The organism is Rhizobium chutanense (genome assembly GCF_002531935.1).
GTDB classification, from domain to species: Bacteria; Pseudomonadota; Alphaproteobacteria; order Rhizobiales; family Rhizobiaceae; genus Rhizobium; species Rhizobium chutanense.
Genome location: NZ_NWSV01000003.1, coordinates 333,347 through 350,630 on the forward strand (window position 1 = coordinate 333,347; position 17,284 = coordinate 350,630).

The 17,284-nt window shown below is 61.9% G+C and carries 15 protein-coding genes; 9 read left to right on the forward strand and 6 right to left on the reverse strand.

Annotation, left to right across the window (positions count from 1 at the left end):
- Positions 1-42: 42 nt before the first annotated feature.
- Positions 43-564, reverse strand: coding sequence for an Lrp/AsnC family transcriptional regulator (locus CO666_RS06680; protein ID WP_179869622.1), 522 nt, complete (start codon positions 562-564; stop codon positions 43-45).
- Between the two features lie 95 nt (positions 565-659).
- Between CO666_RS06680 and CO666_RS06685 the strand changes: the two genes are divergently transcribed.
- The gene (locus CO666_RS06685; protein WP_097611289.1) at positions 660-1,565 is read left to right on the forward strand and encodes a DMT family transporter; all 906 of its coding nucleotides are present in this window, start codon (positions 660-662) and stop codon (positions 1,563-1,565) included.
- 77 nt (positions 1,566-1,642) lie between these two features.
- Here the strand turns inward: CO666_RS06685 and CO666_RS06690 are convergent, their stop codons facing one another.
- Together CO666_RS06690 and CO666_RS06695 are read right to left on the reverse strand one after the other, a co-directional pair.
- Positions 1,643-2,257 carry a L,D-transpeptidase gene (locus CO666_RS06690; protein WP_097611290.1) on the reverse strand — a complete coding sequence of 205 codons (615 nt, stop codon included), beginning with the start codon at positions 2,255-2,257 and terminating at the stop codon, positions 1,643-1,645.
- A 135-nt stretch (positions 2,258-2,392) separates the two neighbouring features.
- The gene (locus CO666_RS06695; RefSeq protein WP_097611291.1) at positions 2,393-4,057 is read right to left on the reverse strand and encodes an electron transfer flavoprotein-ubiquinone oxidoreductase; all 1,665 of its coding nucleotides are present in this window, start codon (positions 4,055-4,057) and stop codon (positions 2,393-2,395) included.
- A 248-nt stretch (positions 4,058-4,305) separates the two neighbouring features.
- Here CO666_RS06695 and CO666_RS06700 point away from each other — a divergent pair, with 248 nt between their 5' ends.
- On the forward strand, positions 4,306-5,094 hold the full coding sequence (locus CO666_RS06700) for an SDR family oxidoreductase (RefSeq protein WP_097611292.1): 789 nt from the start codon (positions 4,306-4,308) through the stop codon (positions 5,092-5,094).
- A 42-nt stretch (positions 5,095-5,136) separates the two neighbouring features.
- Here CO666_RS06700 and CO666_RS06705 read toward each other — a convergent pair whose 3' ends face one another.
- Positions 5,137-6,018 (reverse strand): phosphotransferase family protein, encoded by an 882-nt coding sequence (locus CO666_RS06705; RefSeq protein ID WP_097611293.1) that lies wholly within the window; start codon positions 6,016-6,018, stop codon positions 5,137-5,139.
- Between the two features lie 294 nt (positions 6,019-6,312).
- On the opposite strand from CO666_RS06705, the gene CO666_RS06710 reads away from it, so the two are divergent.
- The 6 genes from CO666_RS06710 (at position 6,313) to CO666_RS34065 (ending at position 13,704) form a co-directional block, all read left to right on the forward strand.
- Complete coding sequence (locus CO666_RS06710) at positions 6,313-7,602, forward strand: efflux RND transporter periplasmic adaptor subunit (protein WP_097611294.1); 1,290 nt, start codon at positions 6,313-6,315, stop codon at positions 7,600-7,602.
- On the forward strand, positions 7,599-10,721 hold the full coding sequence (locus tag CO666_RS06715; RefSeq protein ID WP_097611295.1) for an efflux RND transporter permease subunit: 3,123 nt from the start codon (positions 7,599-7,601) through the stop codon (positions 10,719-10,721). The genes CO666_RS06710 and CO666_RS06715 overlap by 4 nt, the downstream gene beginning before the upstream one ends.
- 220 nt (positions 10,722-10,941) lie before the next feature.
- Positions 10,942-12,234 (forward strand): Hsp70 family protein, encoded by a 1,293-nt coding sequence (locus CO666_RS06720; protein WP_097611296.1) that lies wholly within the window; start codon positions 10,942-10,944, stop codon positions 12,232-12,234.
- A 68-nt stretch (positions 12,235-12,302) separates the two neighbouring features.
- Positions 12,303-13,199, forward strand: coding sequence for a uracil-DNA glycosylase (locus tag CO666_RS06725; protein WP_097611297.1), 897 nt, complete (start codon positions 12,303-12,305; stop codon positions 13,197-13,199).
- Between the two features lie 131 nt (positions 13,200-13,330).
- Positions 13,331-13,522 (forward strand): hypothetical protein, encoded by a 192-nt coding sequence (locus tag CO666_RS06730; protein WP_010069253.1) that lies wholly within the window; start codon positions 13,331-13,333, stop codon positions 13,520-13,522.
- 44 nt (positions 13,523-13,566) lie between these two features.
- Positions 13,567-13,704 (forward strand): hypothetical protein, encoded by a 138-nt coding sequence (locus CO666_RS34065; protein ID WP_179869623.1) that lies wholly within the window; start codon positions 13,567-13,569, stop codon positions 13,702-13,704.
- Here CO666_RS34065 and CO666_RS06735 read toward each other — a convergent pair whose 3' ends face one another.
- Both CO666_RS06735 and CO666_RS06740 read right to left on the reverse strand, forming a co-directional pair.
- Positions 13,705-14,592 carry a hypothetical protein gene (locus CO666_RS06735; protein WP_097611298.1) on the reverse strand — a complete coding sequence of 296 codons (888 nt, stop codon included), beginning with the start codon at positions 14,590-14,592 and terminating at the stop codon, positions 13,705-13,707.
- A gap of 196 nt (positions 14,593-14,788) precedes the next feature.
- Positions 14,789-15,727, reverse strand: a complete 939-nt coding sequence (locus CO666_RS06740) for a DMT family transporter (protein ID WP_097611299.1) — start codon at positions 15,725-15,727, stop codon at positions 14,789-14,791.
- 343 nt (positions 15,728-16,070) lie between these two features.
- On the opposite strand from CO666_RS06740, the gene CO666_RS34855 reads away from it, so the two are divergent.
- Entirely contained in the window at positions 16,071-17,177 is a 1,107-nt protein-coding gene (locus CO666_RS34855) for a methyl-accepting chemotaxis protein (RefSeq protein ID WP_097611300.1), read from the forward strand.
- The last annotated feature ends 107 nt before the right edge of the window (positions 17,178-17,284 follow it).

The window sequence follows — 17,284 nt, forward strand, 5'->3', positions numbered from 1 at the left end:
GCCGAAGATGACCCCGAATAACCGCCGCCAAGCCCAACGAAACTATTTCCCCTCGGGCAGCTTCAATGGACCATGCGTCTTGATGCTGCGAATGGCGAAGTTGGAACGGATGTCGCTGACATTCGGCAGGGTCAGCAGCGTCTCCGTCAGAAGCCGATCGTAGGCGGCGAGATCTTCCACCACCACTTCGGCGAGGAAATCGGCCGTGCCCGAAATCAGGAAGCAGGAGACGATCTCGGGGATGGCGAGCAGCGCTTTATGCTGCGCCTCGGAATTCTCGCGGCTGTGATGGGCGACCTTCAATTCGACGAAGACGGTGAGGCCGAGCCCGACCTCCTTACGGTCGATATCGGCTGTGTAGCCGCGGATGACGCCGGCGCGTTCAAGATTGCGGATGCGACGCAGGCAAGGCGACGGCGACAGGTTCACCTTCTCGGCGATCTCGACATTGGTGGCCCGCGCATCCTCCTGCAGGCACTTCAGGATGGCGATATCGAATTTATCGAGATTTGGCATTTTCGCGATTCCGGCCGGCATCAATTGGCAGAAGATTGCGTCTAGCATGATTTTTGAGCCAGAGATAGCAAGGACATGCCCTGCCCTCTGGCGCTAGTCTTTTCTCAACCGGAGAGGCTCCGGACCAGCGAAAGGACAGGACGATGACCACCATTGCATTTTCCAACGACAAGTCGCCGTCGCAGGCACTGGGCTATGCCGGCGGCACTCTGACCGTGCTGATCTGGGCGACGTGGTTTCTCGTCACCCGACACAGCGCCGCAACGCCGCTCGGTTCGATCGACATTGGGCTGATCCGCTTCGGAATTCCGGCGCTGGTGCTTGCACCCGTCTGGCTGAAGACCGGATTGCTGCCGAAGGCCCTGCCGCTGCATCTGCTGGCGATCATGGTATGCGGCTCGGGCGCCGTCTTCTTCCTGCTGACAACGCTGGCCATTCATTCGACGCCGGCTGCCTCTTCGGGCATTCTGCTCGGCGGCTCGATGCCGCTCGCCGCAGCGCTGATCGGCATTGCGCTGTTTGGTGAAAGACCTGACGGCACGCGCATCGCCGGCCTTGCGGCAATCATCGCCGGCGTGTTGATCCTGCTCACACAGAGCCTGACGGACGCCTCGCTGCCGTGGACGAGCTTCGTGCTGTTGCCGGCAGGCGCCGTTTTGTGGGCGAGCTATACGCATGCCTTCCGCCGCTCCGGCCTGACGGCCGTGCAGGCCAGCGCGCTGATCGCCGTCTGGTCCTTCCTGATCATGGCTGCGCTTGCTCTCACCTTCGGCATCTCGCTGCCGCAGGCTCCTCTCCAGGAAATCGGTCTGCAGGCGCTGAGCCAGGGTGTTCTTTCCGGCCTCGTCGCCATGCTGGCCTACGGCACTGCCGTCAGAAGGCTCGGCGGAACGCAGGCCGCCGCCTTCACGGCGCTGACGCCGGTGCTGGCAACGCTTGGCGGCGGCTTGCTGCTTGGCGAACCGATCGGCCTCACCGAAATCAGCGCCGCCGTGATCACCGGCATCGGCGTCGCGCTGTCCACGGGTATCGCCGCGACGCGCCGCTGACCGACAGCCGGGACCAACAAAAGTCGAAAGCCGCCGGCAGCATTCGCTGCCGCGGCTTTTTCAATGAATCTGGTTGCTCAAGCCTGGATGACGACGACCCTGGCGCCAACCTCGACACGGCTATAGAGGTCGATCACGTCGTGGTTCATCATGCGGATACAGCCGCTCGACATGGCAAGACCGATCGATTGCGGCTGGTTGGTGCCATGAATGCGGAAATGCGTGTCGCCGCCGCCGCGATAAAGATACATCGCCCGCGCGCCGAGCGGGTTGTTCGGGCCACCCGGCATGCCGCCGGCAAGCTTGCGATAGCGTTCCTCGCGGCGCTGCATGTTTTCGGTGGGCGTCCAGCTCGGCCATTCGGCCTTGCGGCCGATATAGGCATCGCCGGCAAATGCCAGCCCCTCGCGGCCGACACCGACGCCGTAGCGCATCGCCCTGCCGTCACCGAGAACATAGTAGGCGCGGCGCGCCGGGGTATCGACCACCACGGTGCCGGCAGCATGCGTGGTTTCATAGGCCACTTCCTGGCGGCGGAGCTCCGGCTTGATCTTGTCGATCGGCACCTGCTTCAAAGGGAATTTCTCATCCGGAAGTGCGGCGTAATTCGTCTGGCTGTTCAGGCCGGTCGAAGAGCAGCCGGCGACAAAAAGGGGCAGAGCGATCAGGAAGCCCCGGCGCGAGATCGTCATCAATGTGTCCTTAGTGCGTCAAGAAGATGTCGCAAGCTAAGGAGATTATGGTTAATGAACGGCTAACGGCCGCCCGTGAGAAGCGATCACGAAGGCGTCAGCACGTGAAAATTGTCGAGGCGGAGCTAATCCGCCTCACATATTCGGATAGACCGGCCCCTCGCCACCCTGCGGCGGCACCCAGTTGATGTTCTGGTTGGGATCCTTGATGTCGCAGGTCTTGCAGTGCACGCAGTTCTGGGCGTTGATGACGAAGACGTCCTGCCCATCCTTCTCCACCCATTCATAAACGCCGGCCGGACAGTAGCGTGTCGACGGGCCGGCGTAGATGTCATGTTCGGAGCGCTTCTGCAGGCCCATATCCTTGACCTTGAGATGCACCGGCTGGTCTTCCTCGTGGTTGGTGTTCGACAGGAACACCGAGGACAAGCGGTCGAAGGTCAGCACACCATCCGGCTTCGGATAGGCGATCGGCTTGTGCTGGGCGGCCGGTTCGAGCGACTGGGCATCCGTCTTGCCGTGACCAAGCGTGCCGAAGAAGGAGAAGCCGAACAGCGTGTTGGTCCACATATCGAGACCGCCGAGCGCCACACCGAGCGCCGTGCCGAACTTCGACCACAGCGGCTTGACGTTGCGCACCCGCTTCAGATCCTTGCCGATGTCGCCCTTGCGCCATTCGTTTTCGATCTCGACCACCTCGTCATGGCTGCGGCCTGCTGCAACCGCCGCCGCCACCTTCTCGGCCGCCAGCATGCCCGACAGAACCGCATTGTGGCTGCCCTTGATCCGCGGCACGTTGACGAGACCGGCCGAACAGCCGATCAGCGCGCCACCGGGGAAGGAGAGCTTCGGCACCGACTGGTAGCCGCCCTCGGTGATCGCACGCGCGCCATAAGAGAGCCGCTTGCCGCCTTCAAAGGTTCCGCGGATCGCCGGATGGGTCTTGAAGCGCTGGAATTCCTCGAAGGGGTAGAGATAGGGGTTTTTGTAATTGAGGTGAACGACGAAGCCGACCGCCACCAGATTGTCTTCGAGGTGATAGAGGAAGGAGCCGCCGCCGGTTTTCATCCCGAGCGGCCAGCCGAAGGAGTGCTGCACCAGGCCCGGCTTGTGATTCTCGGGCTTGACCTGCCAGAGTTCCTTGATGCCGATGCCGAATTTCTGCGGTTCACGATCCTTCGAGAGATCGAACTTGGCGATCAGCTGTTTGGCGAGCGAACCGCGCACCCCTTCGCCGATCAGCACATATTTGCCGAGCAGTTCCATGCCGCGGGTATAGTTCGGGCCGGGCTCGCCGTTCTTTTCGATGCCCATGTCGCCGGTGGCCACCCCGATGACGGCGCCCGCATCATTGTAGAGCACTTCCGCTGCGGCAAAGCCCGGATAGATCTCGACGCCAAGTTCTTCGGCCTTGGTCGCCAGCCAGCGACAGACGTTTCCGAGCGAGACGATGTAATTGCCGTGATTGTTCATCAAGGGCGGCATCAGCGCGTTCGGCAGCCGGATCGAACCGGCCGGCCCGAGCACCAGGAAGTGGTCTGCCGTCACCTCGGTCTTGAAGGGATGGTCGGCATCCTCGCGCCAGCCCGGCAGCAGCCGGTCGATGCCGATCGGATCGACGACGGCGCCCGAGAGGATATGGGCGCCGACTTCCGAGCCCTTCTCGAGCACGACGACCGCCAATTCCGGATTGACTTGCTTCAGCCTGATCGCCGCAGCAAGACCGGCCGGCCCCGCGCCGACGATCACCACGTCGAATTCCATGCTTTCGCGTTCGGGCAGCTCAGTCGTCTCGGTCATTCACTCGTCTCCGCTTGGCGGCACGCGGCCGTCATCTCCTCATAAGCACTTCTTGTCAAAACGAGAAAGCATTGTCGAGCCGGGATACGACAGCCAATCTTCAATTCGCACAACGATATGCGCTGCGAGGCCAAATTATAACGCTTACGTCAACATCAATTCGCAAACCTGGCGGAACCAATGGTGCTCCCTTTCCTTTTCCGCCGCTTGCGCCTTATACATCGCCTAGAGAAATTTGGAGGACAATCATGGATCTCGGCATCACAGGCAAACGCGCGCTCGTCCTCGCCTCCTCGCGCGGGCTCGGTCTCGGCATCGCCGTTGCACTGGCGCGCGAAGGCGCGAACGTGCTGCTCTGCGGACGCAGCGGCGAACAGCTGGAGGCCAATTGCAAGACGATCAATAGCGAGGGCAAAGGCCGGGCCGACTGGATCTGGGCCGACCTCGGCGATGAACGCTTCGTCGAGACGGCGACGGCGGCGGTGAAGGAGAAATTCGGCGGGCTCGATATCCTCGTCAACAATACCGGCGGGCCGACGCCCGGCACGACCGAGGAGATGACGGGCGAAAAACTCGAGACCTATTTCCTCTCCATGGTCGCCCGCGTGATTACGCTGACCAATGCGCTGCTGCCCGGCATGAAGGCACAGGGCTGGGGCCGCATCCTGACGGTCGCCTCCTCCGGCGTGATCGAACCGATCGCCAATCTGGCGCTGTCGAATACGCTGCGCCCGGCGCTTGCCGGCTGGAGCAAGACGCTTGCCTCCGAAGTGGCAGGCTTCGGCGTTACCACCAACCTGCTCCTGCCGGGCAGCATCCTGACCGGGCGGCTCGACGATCTCGACGGGGCGGCGGCCAAGCGGACGGGCAAGAGCATGGAGGAAATCCGGGCCGACAAGGAAGCGCGCATTCCCGTCGGCCGCTACGGCAGGGTGGAAGAATTTGCCGCAACGGCTGCCTTCCTCTGCAGCCAGCCGGCCAGCTACATCACCGGCTCGCTGATCCGCTGCGACGGCGGCGCGGCACGCTCCGTCTGACGGCGCTCTCACACTTTTCAATCATCACATCGGCCCGATGCATTAGCCGGCATGGGCCGCGACAGCCGCCCAACTCGCGGCACTTTGAACCATCGATCCGACATGGGCCGGATCGTCCGCGATTTCGGCGAGCTCGGACAGACGATGGAAGCCCGTCAAGATCGCAATGCGCCGCCGGTCGAGCTTGCGTCCGGTCAGCATTTCATAGGCCGATACGATGCGGGCGGTCAGATCCGGCGAGATGAAATTCGAGTAGATGAATTCCTGGTGCAGCGGGCCAAAACCTGAATCGGCGAAATCGTAGATGCCGTTGAGCCTCCTCTGGGCATGGTCGAAGGCCATGTTCCAGCCATGGCCGTCGAAGAAGCCGTAGGTCTTGCCGTGGGGATCAGGCGGCAAGGCTACGAAATCGGCAATGACGGCCTCGGCAAAGCTGCGGATCTCGGGTGGCAGCAGCGGCAAAGCCTTTGTTCGCACCGCCTCCGGCGATTGCCAGGGCTGGATCGGCCCGGCGCCGGCCGACCGTAAACGATCGGCATCGAGCACATGCAGCTCGGCGTAAAAACGCGCCAGATCATCTGCAAGGTGCTGACGATCGCCTTCGCTAAGCGCCTGGTAATCTTCGGCGATCAGATGTTCGCCATCGAGCTTGGCATGGCTGGAGAAGATCGGCGGCCCGTCGTGAATGTGCATGTCGGGAACCGCCATCGACAGCGACGGCCTGATGATGTCGAGCAAGGCGGCTTCCTTGACAAGCGCTCGTTCCGCGGCTGGATGGCGGGGAAACTTGAAGATCAGCGTGTCATCGACGTCGACGGCAAGGGAATCCCAGCTTTTCGCCGCCAGCCTGAAGACGGAGGCGGTGAGTTCCGGAAACACGCTTGTGATGAGAGAGCGAAATTCGCTGGCGTTCAACTCGGTCATGACGACCTGCCTTCTCTAGTTTTTCCCTGTTTTCCCGGCGGCTTGCGGATGGATATCGGCTAGTCGCGAGCCGCTTGCCCCTGCGCCGTCAAACGGCATCGGGTTACACTGGGTCTATATTAGTATAGTTTGAATATTACGGAATATTCATTACAAAAATTTAAGCCGTTATAACCACTTAGTGATCGCGACTCCGGAATTATGTCTTTTTTGCGCCGCAATATAAGCGGTTCTATCAGGGCATAAAATTTCGCAACCTTGCCCCCGCAACCTTGCCAAAAACCGGTCTCGCCCATGAAGAAATTTTGGATCACCGTCAGCATTATCGCCGTTGCCGCCGTCGGCGTCTGGCAATTCGGGAATCTGATCCCCTATGCCTCCCGCATTCCGTACCTCTCGCAGTTCATCAAGCAGCCGGCCGGCAGCAATGGCGGCAGGCAACAAGCGCAGGCCGATCAAGCGCAGAGCGGCGGGCAACAGGGCGGGGGGCGCAAACGCGGCGGCGGCGGCCCGACCGTCGTCAAAACGGTCGCGGCTGTCAAAACGACGCTGCCGATGGATGTGACCGCTTCCGGCTGGGCGGATGCGGATGACAACACGACCATTGCCGCCCAGGAACAGGGCCTGATCGTCAGCATCAGCGCCAAGGATGGGGCGAGCGTCAAAGCCGGCGATCTGATCGCCAAGCTCGACGATCGGACAGCCAAGGCCGCCGTCGACAAGGACAATGCGATGATCGTGCGCGATACGGCAACCCTTGCGGAAGCCGAAACCGCCTTGACGCGCGCGCAGGACCTCTTCGACCAGAAGGCCGGGACCCAGCAGAGCCTCGACCAGGCGGTCGCCGCCCGCGATACCGCCGCTGCCACCGTCGATGCCGACAAGGCGTCGCTGGCCTCCGATCAGATCATCCTCGAAAACACCGATATCCGCGCTCCCTTCGACGGCCGGCTCGGCGATATCGCGATCAGCAAGGGCGCCTTCCTCAATGCCGGATCAGCGATCGTCACCATCGCCAAATACGATCCGATTTATGTGAAATTCCACCTGCAGGAACGTTATCTGCGCGTGCTGAAGAAAGCTCTGGCAGCCGGCCCGGTCGAGGTCAGCACGGTTCCCGCCTCGACAAAGGGGCAGGTCCGCAAGGGCGAGATCAGCTTCTACGACAATACGGTCGACACGGCCTCGGGCACCATCCTCGCCAAGGCGAAATTCGAGAATGCCTCCGGCGCGCTCTGGCCTGGCCAGTCGGTCAACATCGTCGTGCATTTCGACAATGACGAGCAGCAGGTGGTGGTGCCGACGGTTGCCGTCAGCCCCGGCCCGGACGGTTTCTTCGCCTTCGTCGCCAAGGACGGCAAATCGCATCTGACGCCGGTCACCGTTGCCCGCGCCAATGGCGGCTTCACAGCCATCGAATCGGGCCTTCAGGCCGGCGACCATGTCGTCGTCGAGGGCCAGGGGCAGCTCAGCGACCAGCAGGCGATCAACGAGCAGTTCGACGAAAAGACGCTTGATGTCGCCTCCGCCGAAGAGCCTCGGCAGCAGCAATCCGAGACGATCGCGGTGGGAGCGCAGCAATGATCCCCAATTTCTGTATCCAGCGCCCCGTCGCGACGACGCTGCTTGCCATCGGCGTCATTCTGGCCGGCCTTGCCGGTTACCAGCTCGTGCCGGTCGCAGCCCTGCCCCAGGTCGATTTTCCCACGATCAACGTTTCGGCGCAGTTGAGCGGCGCCTCGCCGCAGACGATGGCGACGTCGGTTGCGACACCGCTGATCAAGCAGTTCGAGACCATTCCCGGGATCAGTGAAATCAGCGCCTCGAGCTCGCTCGGCAGCAGCAGCATCGTGCTGCAGTTCGATCTCAACCGCGATATCGACGCCGCTGCGGCCGACGTGCAGGCAGCGATCTCGCATGCGACCCGGCAATTGCCCGATAACCTGACGACGCCGCCGAGCTACCGCAAGACCAACCCGGCCGACGCGCCCGTCATGCTGCTCTCGGTGCAGAGCAATACCATGCCGCGCAGCAAGCTCGACGAGATCGCCGAGGACATCATCTCGCCGTCGCTGTCGACGCTTCCGGGCGTTGCCCAGGTCAGCGTCTACGGTGCACAGACCTATGCCGTGCGCGTCGAGGTCGATCCCAACAAGCTTTTGACCCGCGGCATCGGCATCGATACCGTCAACAAGGCACTGTCTGCGGCCAACAGCCAGCAGCCTGTGGGCACGCTGCAGAACAATTCGCAGAGCATGACGATCACGGCGAACACGCAGCGCACCAACGCCGAACAATTCCGCTCGCTGGTTATTGCCAATCCGAACGGCGCGCCGATCCACCTCGGCGACGTCGCCGATGTGCAGGACAGCGTCGAGAACCAATATACCGGCAGCTGGTATGACGGCCAGCGCGGCATCATCCTCGCCATCCAGCGTCAGCCCGACGCCAACACCGTCGATGTCGTCGATGCGATCAACGCCAAGCTGCCGCAGTTGCACGCGGAAATTCCGCCTTCGGTCAATACCGTCGTCATGAACGATGCCGCAAAGCCAATTCGCGCCGCCATCGCCGACGTCAAGTTCACGCTGCTCTTGACGATTGGCCTCGTCGTTCTGGTCATCTACCTCTTCACCGGCCATGCCACGGCAACGATCATTCCCGGACTTGCCGTTCCGCTGTCGCTGATTGCGACCTTCGGCATGATGTATGTGCTCGGCTACAGTATCGACAACATCTCGCTCTTGGGGCTGACGCTCGCGGTGGGGCTGGTGGTGGACGACGCGATCGTCATGCTCGAGAACATCCTGCGCCATGTCGAGGAAGGCATGCCGGTGCGGGAGGCGGCGATCAAGGGTGCCGGCGAAGTCAGCTACACCATCATTTCCATGTCGGTTTCGCTGATCGCGGTGTTCATCCCGATCCTGCTGATGGGCGGCGTCGTCGGCCGAGTCTTCAACGAATTCGGCATGGTGGTCGCCATCGCCATCATCTCGTCGGCGATCGTCTCGCTGACCGTGACGCCGATGCTCGGCTCGCGGCTCTCCAACAATCACAGCCGCCCGCCGCTTCTCATCCGTCTCTTCGATGCCGGCTTCGAGCGGACGCTCAACGGCTACGACAGATCGGTCGGCTGGTGCCTGCGGCATCGCCTGACGATCCTCGGGGTTTTCCTCGGCTCGGTGGCGCTGACGGTCTATTTCTTCATGACGCTGCCGACGAGCTTCTTCCCGCAGGAGGATATCGGCCGCCTGACAATCAGCACCCAGGCACGGCAGGACATTTCCTATTCCGCCATGGAGGCGCTGCAGCAGCAGGCGGCAGCCGCCGTCAAGGCCAACCCGGCGGTCAATCACGTGATGTCGACGATCGGCGGCAACCCGAACAAACCGCAGAACAACGGCTCGATGTTCGTCGAACTCAAGGACAAGAACGAGCGCCCGCCGCTTGACCAGACGCTGCGCGAGCTGCGCACGGCGATCAACAAGATCCCCGGATTGCAGGCCTTCGTGACGCCGAACCAGAGCCTGCGCTTCGGCGGTCGCCAGACCGCCAGCCAGTATCAGCTGGTGGTGCAGGCGCTGAGCGCCGATCAGACCAATCTCTGGGCCGGCAAGATCCAGGCGGCGATGCGTGGCGACCGAAGCCTGTTCACCGACGTGACCTCGGATGCCCAGAACAACGCTCTGCAGGCCAATATCGTCATCGATACCGAGCGGGCCGCCGCTTACGGGATCGACAACGACACGCTGCGCACGACGCTGCAGGAATCCTTCAGCGGCTATGCGGCGGCGGAAATCCAGTCGACCGGCGACAGCTACGACGTCATCGTCGAATACGACACCAGCAAACCCTGGGACGACCAGAAGCTGTCAGAGATTCGCGTCGCTTCCTCCAATGGCAGTCTGGTGCCGCTGTCGAACTTCGCGCATGTGCAGCGCACCACGGGCCCGGTGACCATCAACCAGACGGGCCAGCTGGTCTCGACCACGGTTTCCTTCAACCTGCCGGAAGGCGTGTCGCTCAGCAACGCGACGGCGGCGATCGAGCAGATCAAGAAGGACATCAGCGTTCCGGCAGACGTCTTCACCTCCTATGGCGGCACGGCGGAGATCTTCCAGCAGTCACAGGGCAATACGCCCTATCTGATCCTGGCGGCCATCCTGACCATCTATGTCGTGCTCGGCGTGCTTTATGAAAGCTTCATCCATCCGCTCACCATCCTCTCCGGCCTGCCGGCGGCGGCCTTCGGTGCGCTGCTGGCATTGAAGATCATGGGCTTCGACCTGTCGATCATCGCCCTTATCGGCCTGCTGATGCTGATCGGCATCGTCAAGAAGAACGCGATCATGATGATCGACGTGGCGGTGGAGACGATGCGCACGACGGGCGAAAAGGCGACGGCGGCGATCCACGAGGCCTGCGTGCGGCGCTTCCGGCCGATCATGATGACGACCTTCTGCGCCCTGCTCGGCGCCCTGCCGATCGCGCTCGGCACCGGCGCAAGCTCGGAACTGCGCCAGCCGCTCGGCATTGCCGTCGTCGGCGGTCTGATCGTCTCGCAGATGCTGACGCTGTTCATCACCCCGGTCATCTTCGTCGAGATGGACCGGTTCGGAAACTTCCTCGGCCGCCTGATCGGCGCAAAGAAGGTCGAGGAGCCCGTGCAGATGCAGGAGGTACGGGCCATGGCTGCCGAATGATGACGGCCCTCTGAGTTCGGCATAGCCGATCGACGCTTCTTGCGGCGCACTTCTTCTTCCAGCAAGGAGGAGAAGTGCGCCTCGATCAGATCGAGTTTGGCGCCTCTTGAATGTGTCACGCCTCTGTGGCATCACCCGCCCTCCTTGATCCGGGCGTTCGCACGCCCCTTGCGGAGCAGCGCTCCGTTTCCAATAACGATCGGCATGAAGAGGTGCGGGCATGGCTCGGGCGCTGGGTTTGGACTTCGGCACGACGAATACGGTTCTCGCCACGACGGATGGTCGGGCGACGCGCTCGATGGCGTTCACGAGCACGGCAGGCACGGCCGACAGCATGCGCACGGCGCTCTCCTTCATGAAGGATGCGCAACTCGGCGCTTCGGCGCTGAAGGTGGAGGCGGGCCATGCGGCGATCCGGCAGTTCATCGACAATCCCGGCGACTGCCGTTTCCTGCAATCGATCAAAACCTTTGCCGCGAGCGCGCTCTTCCAGGGCACGATCATCTTCGGCAAGCGGCAGAGCTTCGAAGACCTGATGGAAATCTTCATCCGGCGCCTTCGCCATTACGCAGGCGAGAGCTGGCCCGATGATACCAGCCGAATCATCACCGGTCGCCCGGTGCATTTTGCCGGCGCCAGTCCGGACCCGGTGCTGGCAGTGCAGCGCTACAACGAGGCGCTGACGCGCTTCGGCTTTCCGGAAATTCACTATGTCTACGAGCCGGTTGCCGCCGCCTTCTACTTCGCGCAGAACCTGAAGTCCGATGCGACCGTGCTCGTCGCCGACTTCGGCGGCGGTACGACGGACTATTCGCTGATCCGCTTCGAGACCAGAGCCGGCAAACTGACGGCAACACCGATCGGCCATTCGGGCGTCGGTGTGGCCGGCGACCATTTCGATGCGCGCATGATCGACAACATCGTCGCGCCGCAGATCGGCAAGGGCAGCCATTTCAAGAGCTTCGACAAGATCCTCGAGGTGCCGTCAAACTACTATGCGAGCTTCAGCCGCTGGAATCAGCTATCGATCTTCAAGACCTCGCGGGAATTCGAAGATCTCAAGAAACTGGTGCGCACGGCGCTGGAACCGGAGAAGCTGGAAATCTTCGTCGACCTGATCGACCATGACGAGGGCTATCCGCTCTACCAGGCGGTCTCGGCAACGAAGATGGCGCTTTCCTCCGCCGAAGAGGCTCCGTTCGATTTCGCCCCGCTCGGCCGCGCCGGCCATCGCACGATCAAGCGCAGCGATTTCGAAAGCTGGATCGTCGATGACCTCGCCCGTATCGAAGGCGCGCTCGACGACGTGCTGGAAAAGACCAACACCGATGCATCCGGCATCGACAAGGTGTTCCTGACCGGCGGCACCTCCTTCGTGCCGGCGGTGCGCCGCATTTTCACCGAGCGCTTCGACAGCGACAAGATCGAGAGCGGCGGCGAATTGCTGTCGATCGCCCACGGCCTGGCGCTGATCGGCGAACGCGACGACATCGCGCAATGGACTGTGCAATAGCGCCGGCACGGACGGGCAATCTGTCGCCTGCCCTTTCCATGCCCCAGTCTCTCCGCTAAACCTGTCGGATGATCTCCGCCAACGACCTTTCCCCCGCCGAGCTCGCAGCGCTTCTGCATTTCCATGCGGATGCCGGTGTGGAATGGCTGCTGGAGGAAGAGGCGGTCGACCGCTTCGCCGAGTTCGAGGCGATGAAGGCCGCCCGGCGCCCGGCGACGCAGGTGCAGCCGCAAGCTCCCGCCGGGGAACGTCCCGGTGCCGGAGAAGGCCGGACACCGCCGCGGCCGCTTGCAGCGGCACGCCCGGCGCCGACCGCCGCCTCCGGCCCGCAACCGGCAATCCCGGATGGCGAGGCGGTGCAACAGGCGCGTTTCGTCGCCGAAACGGCGCGGTCGCTGGCAGAGCTCAAGACCGCGATCGAAGCCTTCAACGGCTGCAACCTCAAGCACAGCGCCCGCTCGACCATCTTTGCCAGCGGCGATGCGACAAGCGGTATCATGGTGATCGGCTCGGCGCCGGGCGCCGAGGACGATCGCGAAGGTGTGCCCTTCTCGGGAAAATCCGGCCAGTTGTTCGACAAGATGCTGGCGGCGATCGGGCTGACGCGCTCAAGCGTGCTGCTGACGCAGGTCATCCCCTGGCGGCCGCCTGGCAATCGTCCGCCCTCGGCCGCGGAAATGGACATCTGCCGGCCCTTCATCGAACGGCAGATCGCGCTGGCAGAACCCAAGGCGATCCTGCTGCTCGGCAATTTTTCCGCCCGTTTCTTCTTCGGCGAAAACGACACGATCCACGGCCTGCGCGGCCGCTGGAAGGAGATTGCCGTCGCCGACTGTGTCATTCCTGCCATAGCCAGCCTGCATCCGCAGGATCTGTTGACCGCGCCGGTCAACAAACGGCTGGCCTGGAATGATCTGCTCGCCTTTCAAGCGAAGCTTAAGTCCCTCTCCTTGCTTAGAAATTAGCCAAGATTGAATAATTTATGAAATTATCTATGCGCTGCGCGCATAACTGCATCCCGTCATGATGCATTGCGGAATCAATGCTGCATCGCAATATGAGCTGTGTCTTGGGAGGAACCACAGGAACCAAGGCCATGAACAAGCGTTTTCGTCCTATCCATAGCGGGTTTGAAACCCTCCGCCTCGCCGGCGACCAGGTTCGTTCCACCCACGGCTACAGCCGTTTCGGCTTTGCCGCGAACGAACAGATGATCGCCCGCGGCACCGGCATCAACAGCCGCACAGCGCGCCCCGACGCAATTTTCTCGGATTTCCAGCAATATTGAGCGGCAGGTTTTGCCTGCCCTTTCGCGTCAAGAGTACCCTTGAAATGACTGCAATTCTGATATCGCTTCTGCGCAATGTCGACACGTTCGAGCATATCCGCTCCGCAATCTGCGCCGCGCGGGACTATGAGCGCGAACGGCTCGGGCCGGCGGATGCCGTCGTTGCGGCAAGCATTCCCTGATCAGCCCTTCTCAGATCGGACGGCCATTTCCTCGATCTGGGCTTTCGCCCATTCGAAAGCTTCGTCGACATAGGCGAATTTGACCGCCTGCCAGGCGCAGTATTCCTCGACAAAGTTCCGCGATATCCAGAGATGCGCCTTGCGGGGTTCGTCATCCCAGCCGACGCAGCCGCGTTGTGCCGCCTTTGACAGGAGCCGTTGCAGATGGGTGCGCGACATCATGAAATCGGCCGCGAGCGCGCGGGTTTCGACGCGGCCGACGGAATACCTCTCCGGCTCGGGGTTTTCGATATCCATCCGGGCGATGAAGTTGTCGACGACGAGGCCGCCGGCTTCCGTCCAGAGGAACATCGCCACCTGTTCCGGCGGCTCCCGCCAGGCGGCATCTTCCAGGCAATGGCGGGCAATGCGCGGCTGAACGAGCCGCATCAATGTCGGGTTTGCCTGGAAAAACGCTGCCCTTTGACCACCATCAAGCAGATCGAGCGCAGCGAGATTGCCGAGAATCCAGGCAAACATCGCCTGATGGCTGACATCGGCCGGCTCGAAATGCCGCGGCCGCCGCCGCTCGTCGCCGGGTGTGTGGACAATGAAGCGGTAGGTAAAGAGCTCTTCGATGAAGGCGAGCACGGTGTTGCGGCTGGCCACCTTATGCGCGGTGATGCGCGCGGTCAGCCGAACGGCGGTGAAACCCGAGGTCGGGTCGCGCGGATCATATTCCAGATTGAGGGCATAGGCCGTCTGGGTCAGAAGCCAACGCTGATGCGAAGCAAGCAATCGCGCCAGACGCGGGCCGGCATCGAACATGCCGCGCATCTGCCCGGCCAAAAAGCGGATGCTCACCAGAAAGGAACAGTTCCCCGCCAATTGCTCCGCCGTGAATGCCATTGTGCTTTTCTTCACCCCCGCTCAAAGGCCGGCGTTCGGAGCAGCAATACCGAAGCCCTCCCGGTATCAGCGGCCATTCAGACATGCACAGCTTCGAATAAATGATACTCTCTCACCTTCAAACATATTCTGCGAAATGACGCTATCCTAAGAATTGACCATTCTTTTCGCTTTTTGTTTCATGAGCTTGCAGGCGTCAGGCTTGCGGCGTCGTGGCCCTGCGCGCCTCCCGCTGCTCGATGCCCAGCTGATGCTCGCGATAGATGATGAAGATGCCGGCGGCGACGACGATGAGCGTGCCGATCAGCATGGTGACGCTCGGCACGTCGCCGAAGACGAAATAGGCGACGATGCTGCCGAGCAGGATCGAGGTATATTCGAACGGCGCGATGGTGGAGACGTCGGCATGACGATAACTTTCCGTCAGCAGGATCTGCGCGACACCGCCGCAAAAACCGGCCGCAATCAGATAGAGCGCCGATGGCCATGGCAGGACGAGCCAGCCGAAAGGCAGGGAGGCCAGCGAGAAGACCGAGGCGGTGAGCGAGAAGTAAAGCACGATCGTCGCCGTCTTCTCCTCCTCGACGAGACGGCGCACCTGGATCATCGCCATGCCGCCGAGAACGGCCGAAAACAGCACTGAAAGCGCCCCGACGGCCTGTTCTGCCTGCATGCCGCCATCGCGAAACAGGGTGAGTTTCGGCCAGGAGATGATGGCGACGCCTGCGAAGCCGACCAGGACGGCGCTCCAGCGATAGATTCGCACGGTCTCGCCGAGAAAGACGGCGGCAAAAATGACGGCGACGAGCGGCAAGGCGTAGCCGAGCGCGATCGCCTCCGGCAGCGGCAGATGCAGGAGGCCGTAGAAACCGAAAGCCATCGACATGATGCCGATCGTGCCGCGCTTGAGATGGCCGACCGGGTTGGCGGTGTAGAAGGCGGCGCGCAGCTGGCCGATATAGGCGAGATAGGCCATGATTGGAAAAAGCGCGAAGAAGGATCTGCAGAAGGTGACCTGACCCGGCGGGATCTCCGAGCCGGCCAGCTTGATGAAGGTCTGCATGGCCAGGAAGACCACGACCGACGAGACTTTCAGCGCAATGCCTCTCATCGGGTTTTTGAGAACCGCGTGCATGATCCTGGCTCTTCTATCGACTTACCAGCAACGGGGAGGCGCGTTCGACTCGGGAACGCAAAGGATGATGCCTCTATCGTAACGAAAGAAAATCCGGATTGGCGAAAAATCGCGCACAGCGCGGAAGAATCGCAAAATCGCTTTCAGCTGCGGGCTCGATCGTGCCGCATGGGCGCGCCCGCGTCGATTTTTTTTCCTCTCTTTCGCCATTCGCCCGAAAATGTTTACCTCTGAGCGCTTGGTGTTAACCAATTGAAAACCATAGGCACGCATCGTTTTTGCTGATCTCGAAATTTTCTTCGCCGACAAACGATTGCCCGCCGCCCCCTCCCAGGATCATTTGATGAAGCCGCTTAGCGCAGAAAACATTGCCCAGTCGCAGAATGCGACACCGCGCTCGATGCGCGTCGTCACCGACGACATCAGCACCGACCTCGAGCGCTTCAGCGCCGACAACACCCATATCGTCAAGCAGATCAAGCTGCTGGCGATCAATGCGCTGATCGAGGCGGCAAGAGCCGGCGAGACCGGAAAGGGCTTTGCGGTCGTTGCCAACGAGGTGCAGCGGCTGGCGCAGATCGCAACCGACATCACCGGCAGGTTCGAAAGCAACGTGCTCGGCCGCATCGGCCTTAGCCGCGCCATGGCGGATTCGCTGGTCGAGGAGATGGAGGGCGTTCGCCTCACCGACCTGGCGCAGACGCTGGTGCAGCTCATCGTCCGCAATCTTTTCGAGCGCACGGCCGATGTGCGCTGGTGGGCGACAGACCCGGCACTCTGGCAGGCGCTTGAGAATCCGGATCGGGAAAGCGTCGCCTTTGCGGCGGAGCGTCTCGGCGCCATCAACCGCTTCTACACCGTCTATCTCGATCTGGTCATGACCGATCTCTCGGGCAAGGTGATCGCCTCCGCCAATCCCAAGTTTCAGCGCAAGATCATGGGGACGAGCCTCGCCGGCGATCCGTGGTTCCGCGCCGCGTCCGCCTGTTCCTCCGGCGACGCCTATATTGTCGACGAGGTCAAGGCGAGCCCGACGCATGACAACAGGCATACGCTCGTCTACGCCACAGGCGTCCGCGAACAAGGCAAGCTCGACGGCCGGCTGATCGGTACGCTCGGCGTCTATTTCGACTGGCAGAACCAGGGCCAGGCGATCGTCGAGAAGGAGGCGAATCTGCCGCCGCAGCTGGCGGAAAGAACGACGGTCATGCTGCTCGACGGCAAGAGCCGGGTGATCGCCACCACCAATCCCGCCCTGCTCTTTTCGCATTTCGCCCTCGCCAACCCTACTGGGCAGGCGAAAGGAAGCTACTACGACAATAACGGCTCGATCGTCGCCTTCGCGCGCACCCTCGGCTATGAGGATTACGACGGCCTCGGCTGGTACGGCGTCGTCGTGCAGCGGACCGAAAGTGACGCGACGATCAAGGCCGCGCTCAATCTGAAATAGCGTCTTTCGTGCGACAGCCGCATTCATCCGCTTCCAATACGATATTTTGCCCGCGAACTTGGTGTTCGCGGGCAATTTGCTTTAAGTTTAGTTCAGACTTTAATGTA

What these genes read in the sequence shown, in the direction of transcription:
- CO666_RS06710 (WP_097611294.1), top strand. Translation starts at nt 6,313, where the DNA reads ATGAAGAAATTTTGGATCACCGTCAGCATTATCGCCGTTGCCGCCGTC.
- CO666_RS06740 (WP_097611299.1), bottom strand. Translation starts at nt 15,727, where the DNA reads ATGCACGCGGTTCTCAAAAACCCGATGAGAGGCATTGCGCTGAAAGTC.
- CO666_RS34065 (WP_179869623.1), top strand. Translation starts at nt 13,567, where the DNA reads ATGACTGCAATTCTGATATCGCTTCTGCGCAATGTCGACACGTTCGAG.
- CO666_RS06715 (WP_097611295.1), top strand. Translation starts at nt 7,599, where the DNA reads ATGATCCCCAATTTCTGTATCCAGCGCCCCGTCGCGACGACGCTGCTT.
- CO666_RS06725 (WP_097611297.1), top strand. Translation starts at nt 12,303, where the DNA reads ATGATCTCCGCCAACGACCTTTCCCCCGCCGAGCTCGCAGCGCTTCTG.
- CO666_RS34855 (WP_097611300.1), top strand. Translation starts at nt 16,071, where the DNA reads ATGAAGCCGCTTAGCGCAGAAAACATTGCCCAGTCGCAGAATGCGACA.
- CO666_RS06730 (WP_010069253.1), top strand. Translation starts at nt 13,331, where the DNA reads ATGAACAAGCGTTTTCGTCCTATCCATAGCGGGTTTGAAACCCTCCGC.
- CO666_RS06700 (WP_097611292.1), top strand. Translation starts at nt 4,306, where the DNA reads ATGGATCTCGGCATCACAGGCAAACGCGCGCTCGTCCTCGCCTCCTCG.
- CO666_RS06690 (WP_097611290.1), bottom strand. Translation starts at nt 2,257, where the DNA reads ATGACGATCTCGCGCCGGGGCTTCCTGATCGCTCTGCCCCTTTTTGTC.
- CO666_RS06685 (WP_097611289.1), top strand. Translation starts at nt 660, where the DNA reads ATGACCACCATTGCATTTTCCAACGACAAGTCGCCGTCGCAGGCACTG.
- CO666_RS06720 (WP_097611296.1), top strand. Translation starts at nt 10,942, where the DNA reads ATGGCTCGGGCGCTGGGTTTGGACTTCGGCACGACGAATACGGTTCTC.
- CO666_RS06680 (WP_179869622.1), bottom strand. Translation starts at nt 564, where the DNA reads ATGCTAGACGCAATCTTCTGCCAATTGATGCCGGCCGGAATCGCGAAA.
- CO666_RS06705 (WP_097611293.1), bottom strand. Translation starts at nt 6,018, where the DNA reads ATGACCGAGTTGAACGCCAGCGAATTTCGCTCTCTCATCACAAGCGTG.
- CO666_RS06695 (WP_097611291.1), bottom strand. Translation starts at nt 4,057, where the DNA reads ATGACCGAGACGACTGAGCTGCCCGAACGCGAAAGCATGGAATTCGAC.
- CO666_RS06735 (WP_097611298.1), bottom strand. Translation starts at nt 14,592, where the DNA reads ATGGCATTCACGGCGGAGCAATTGGCGGGGAACTGTTCCTTTCTGGTG.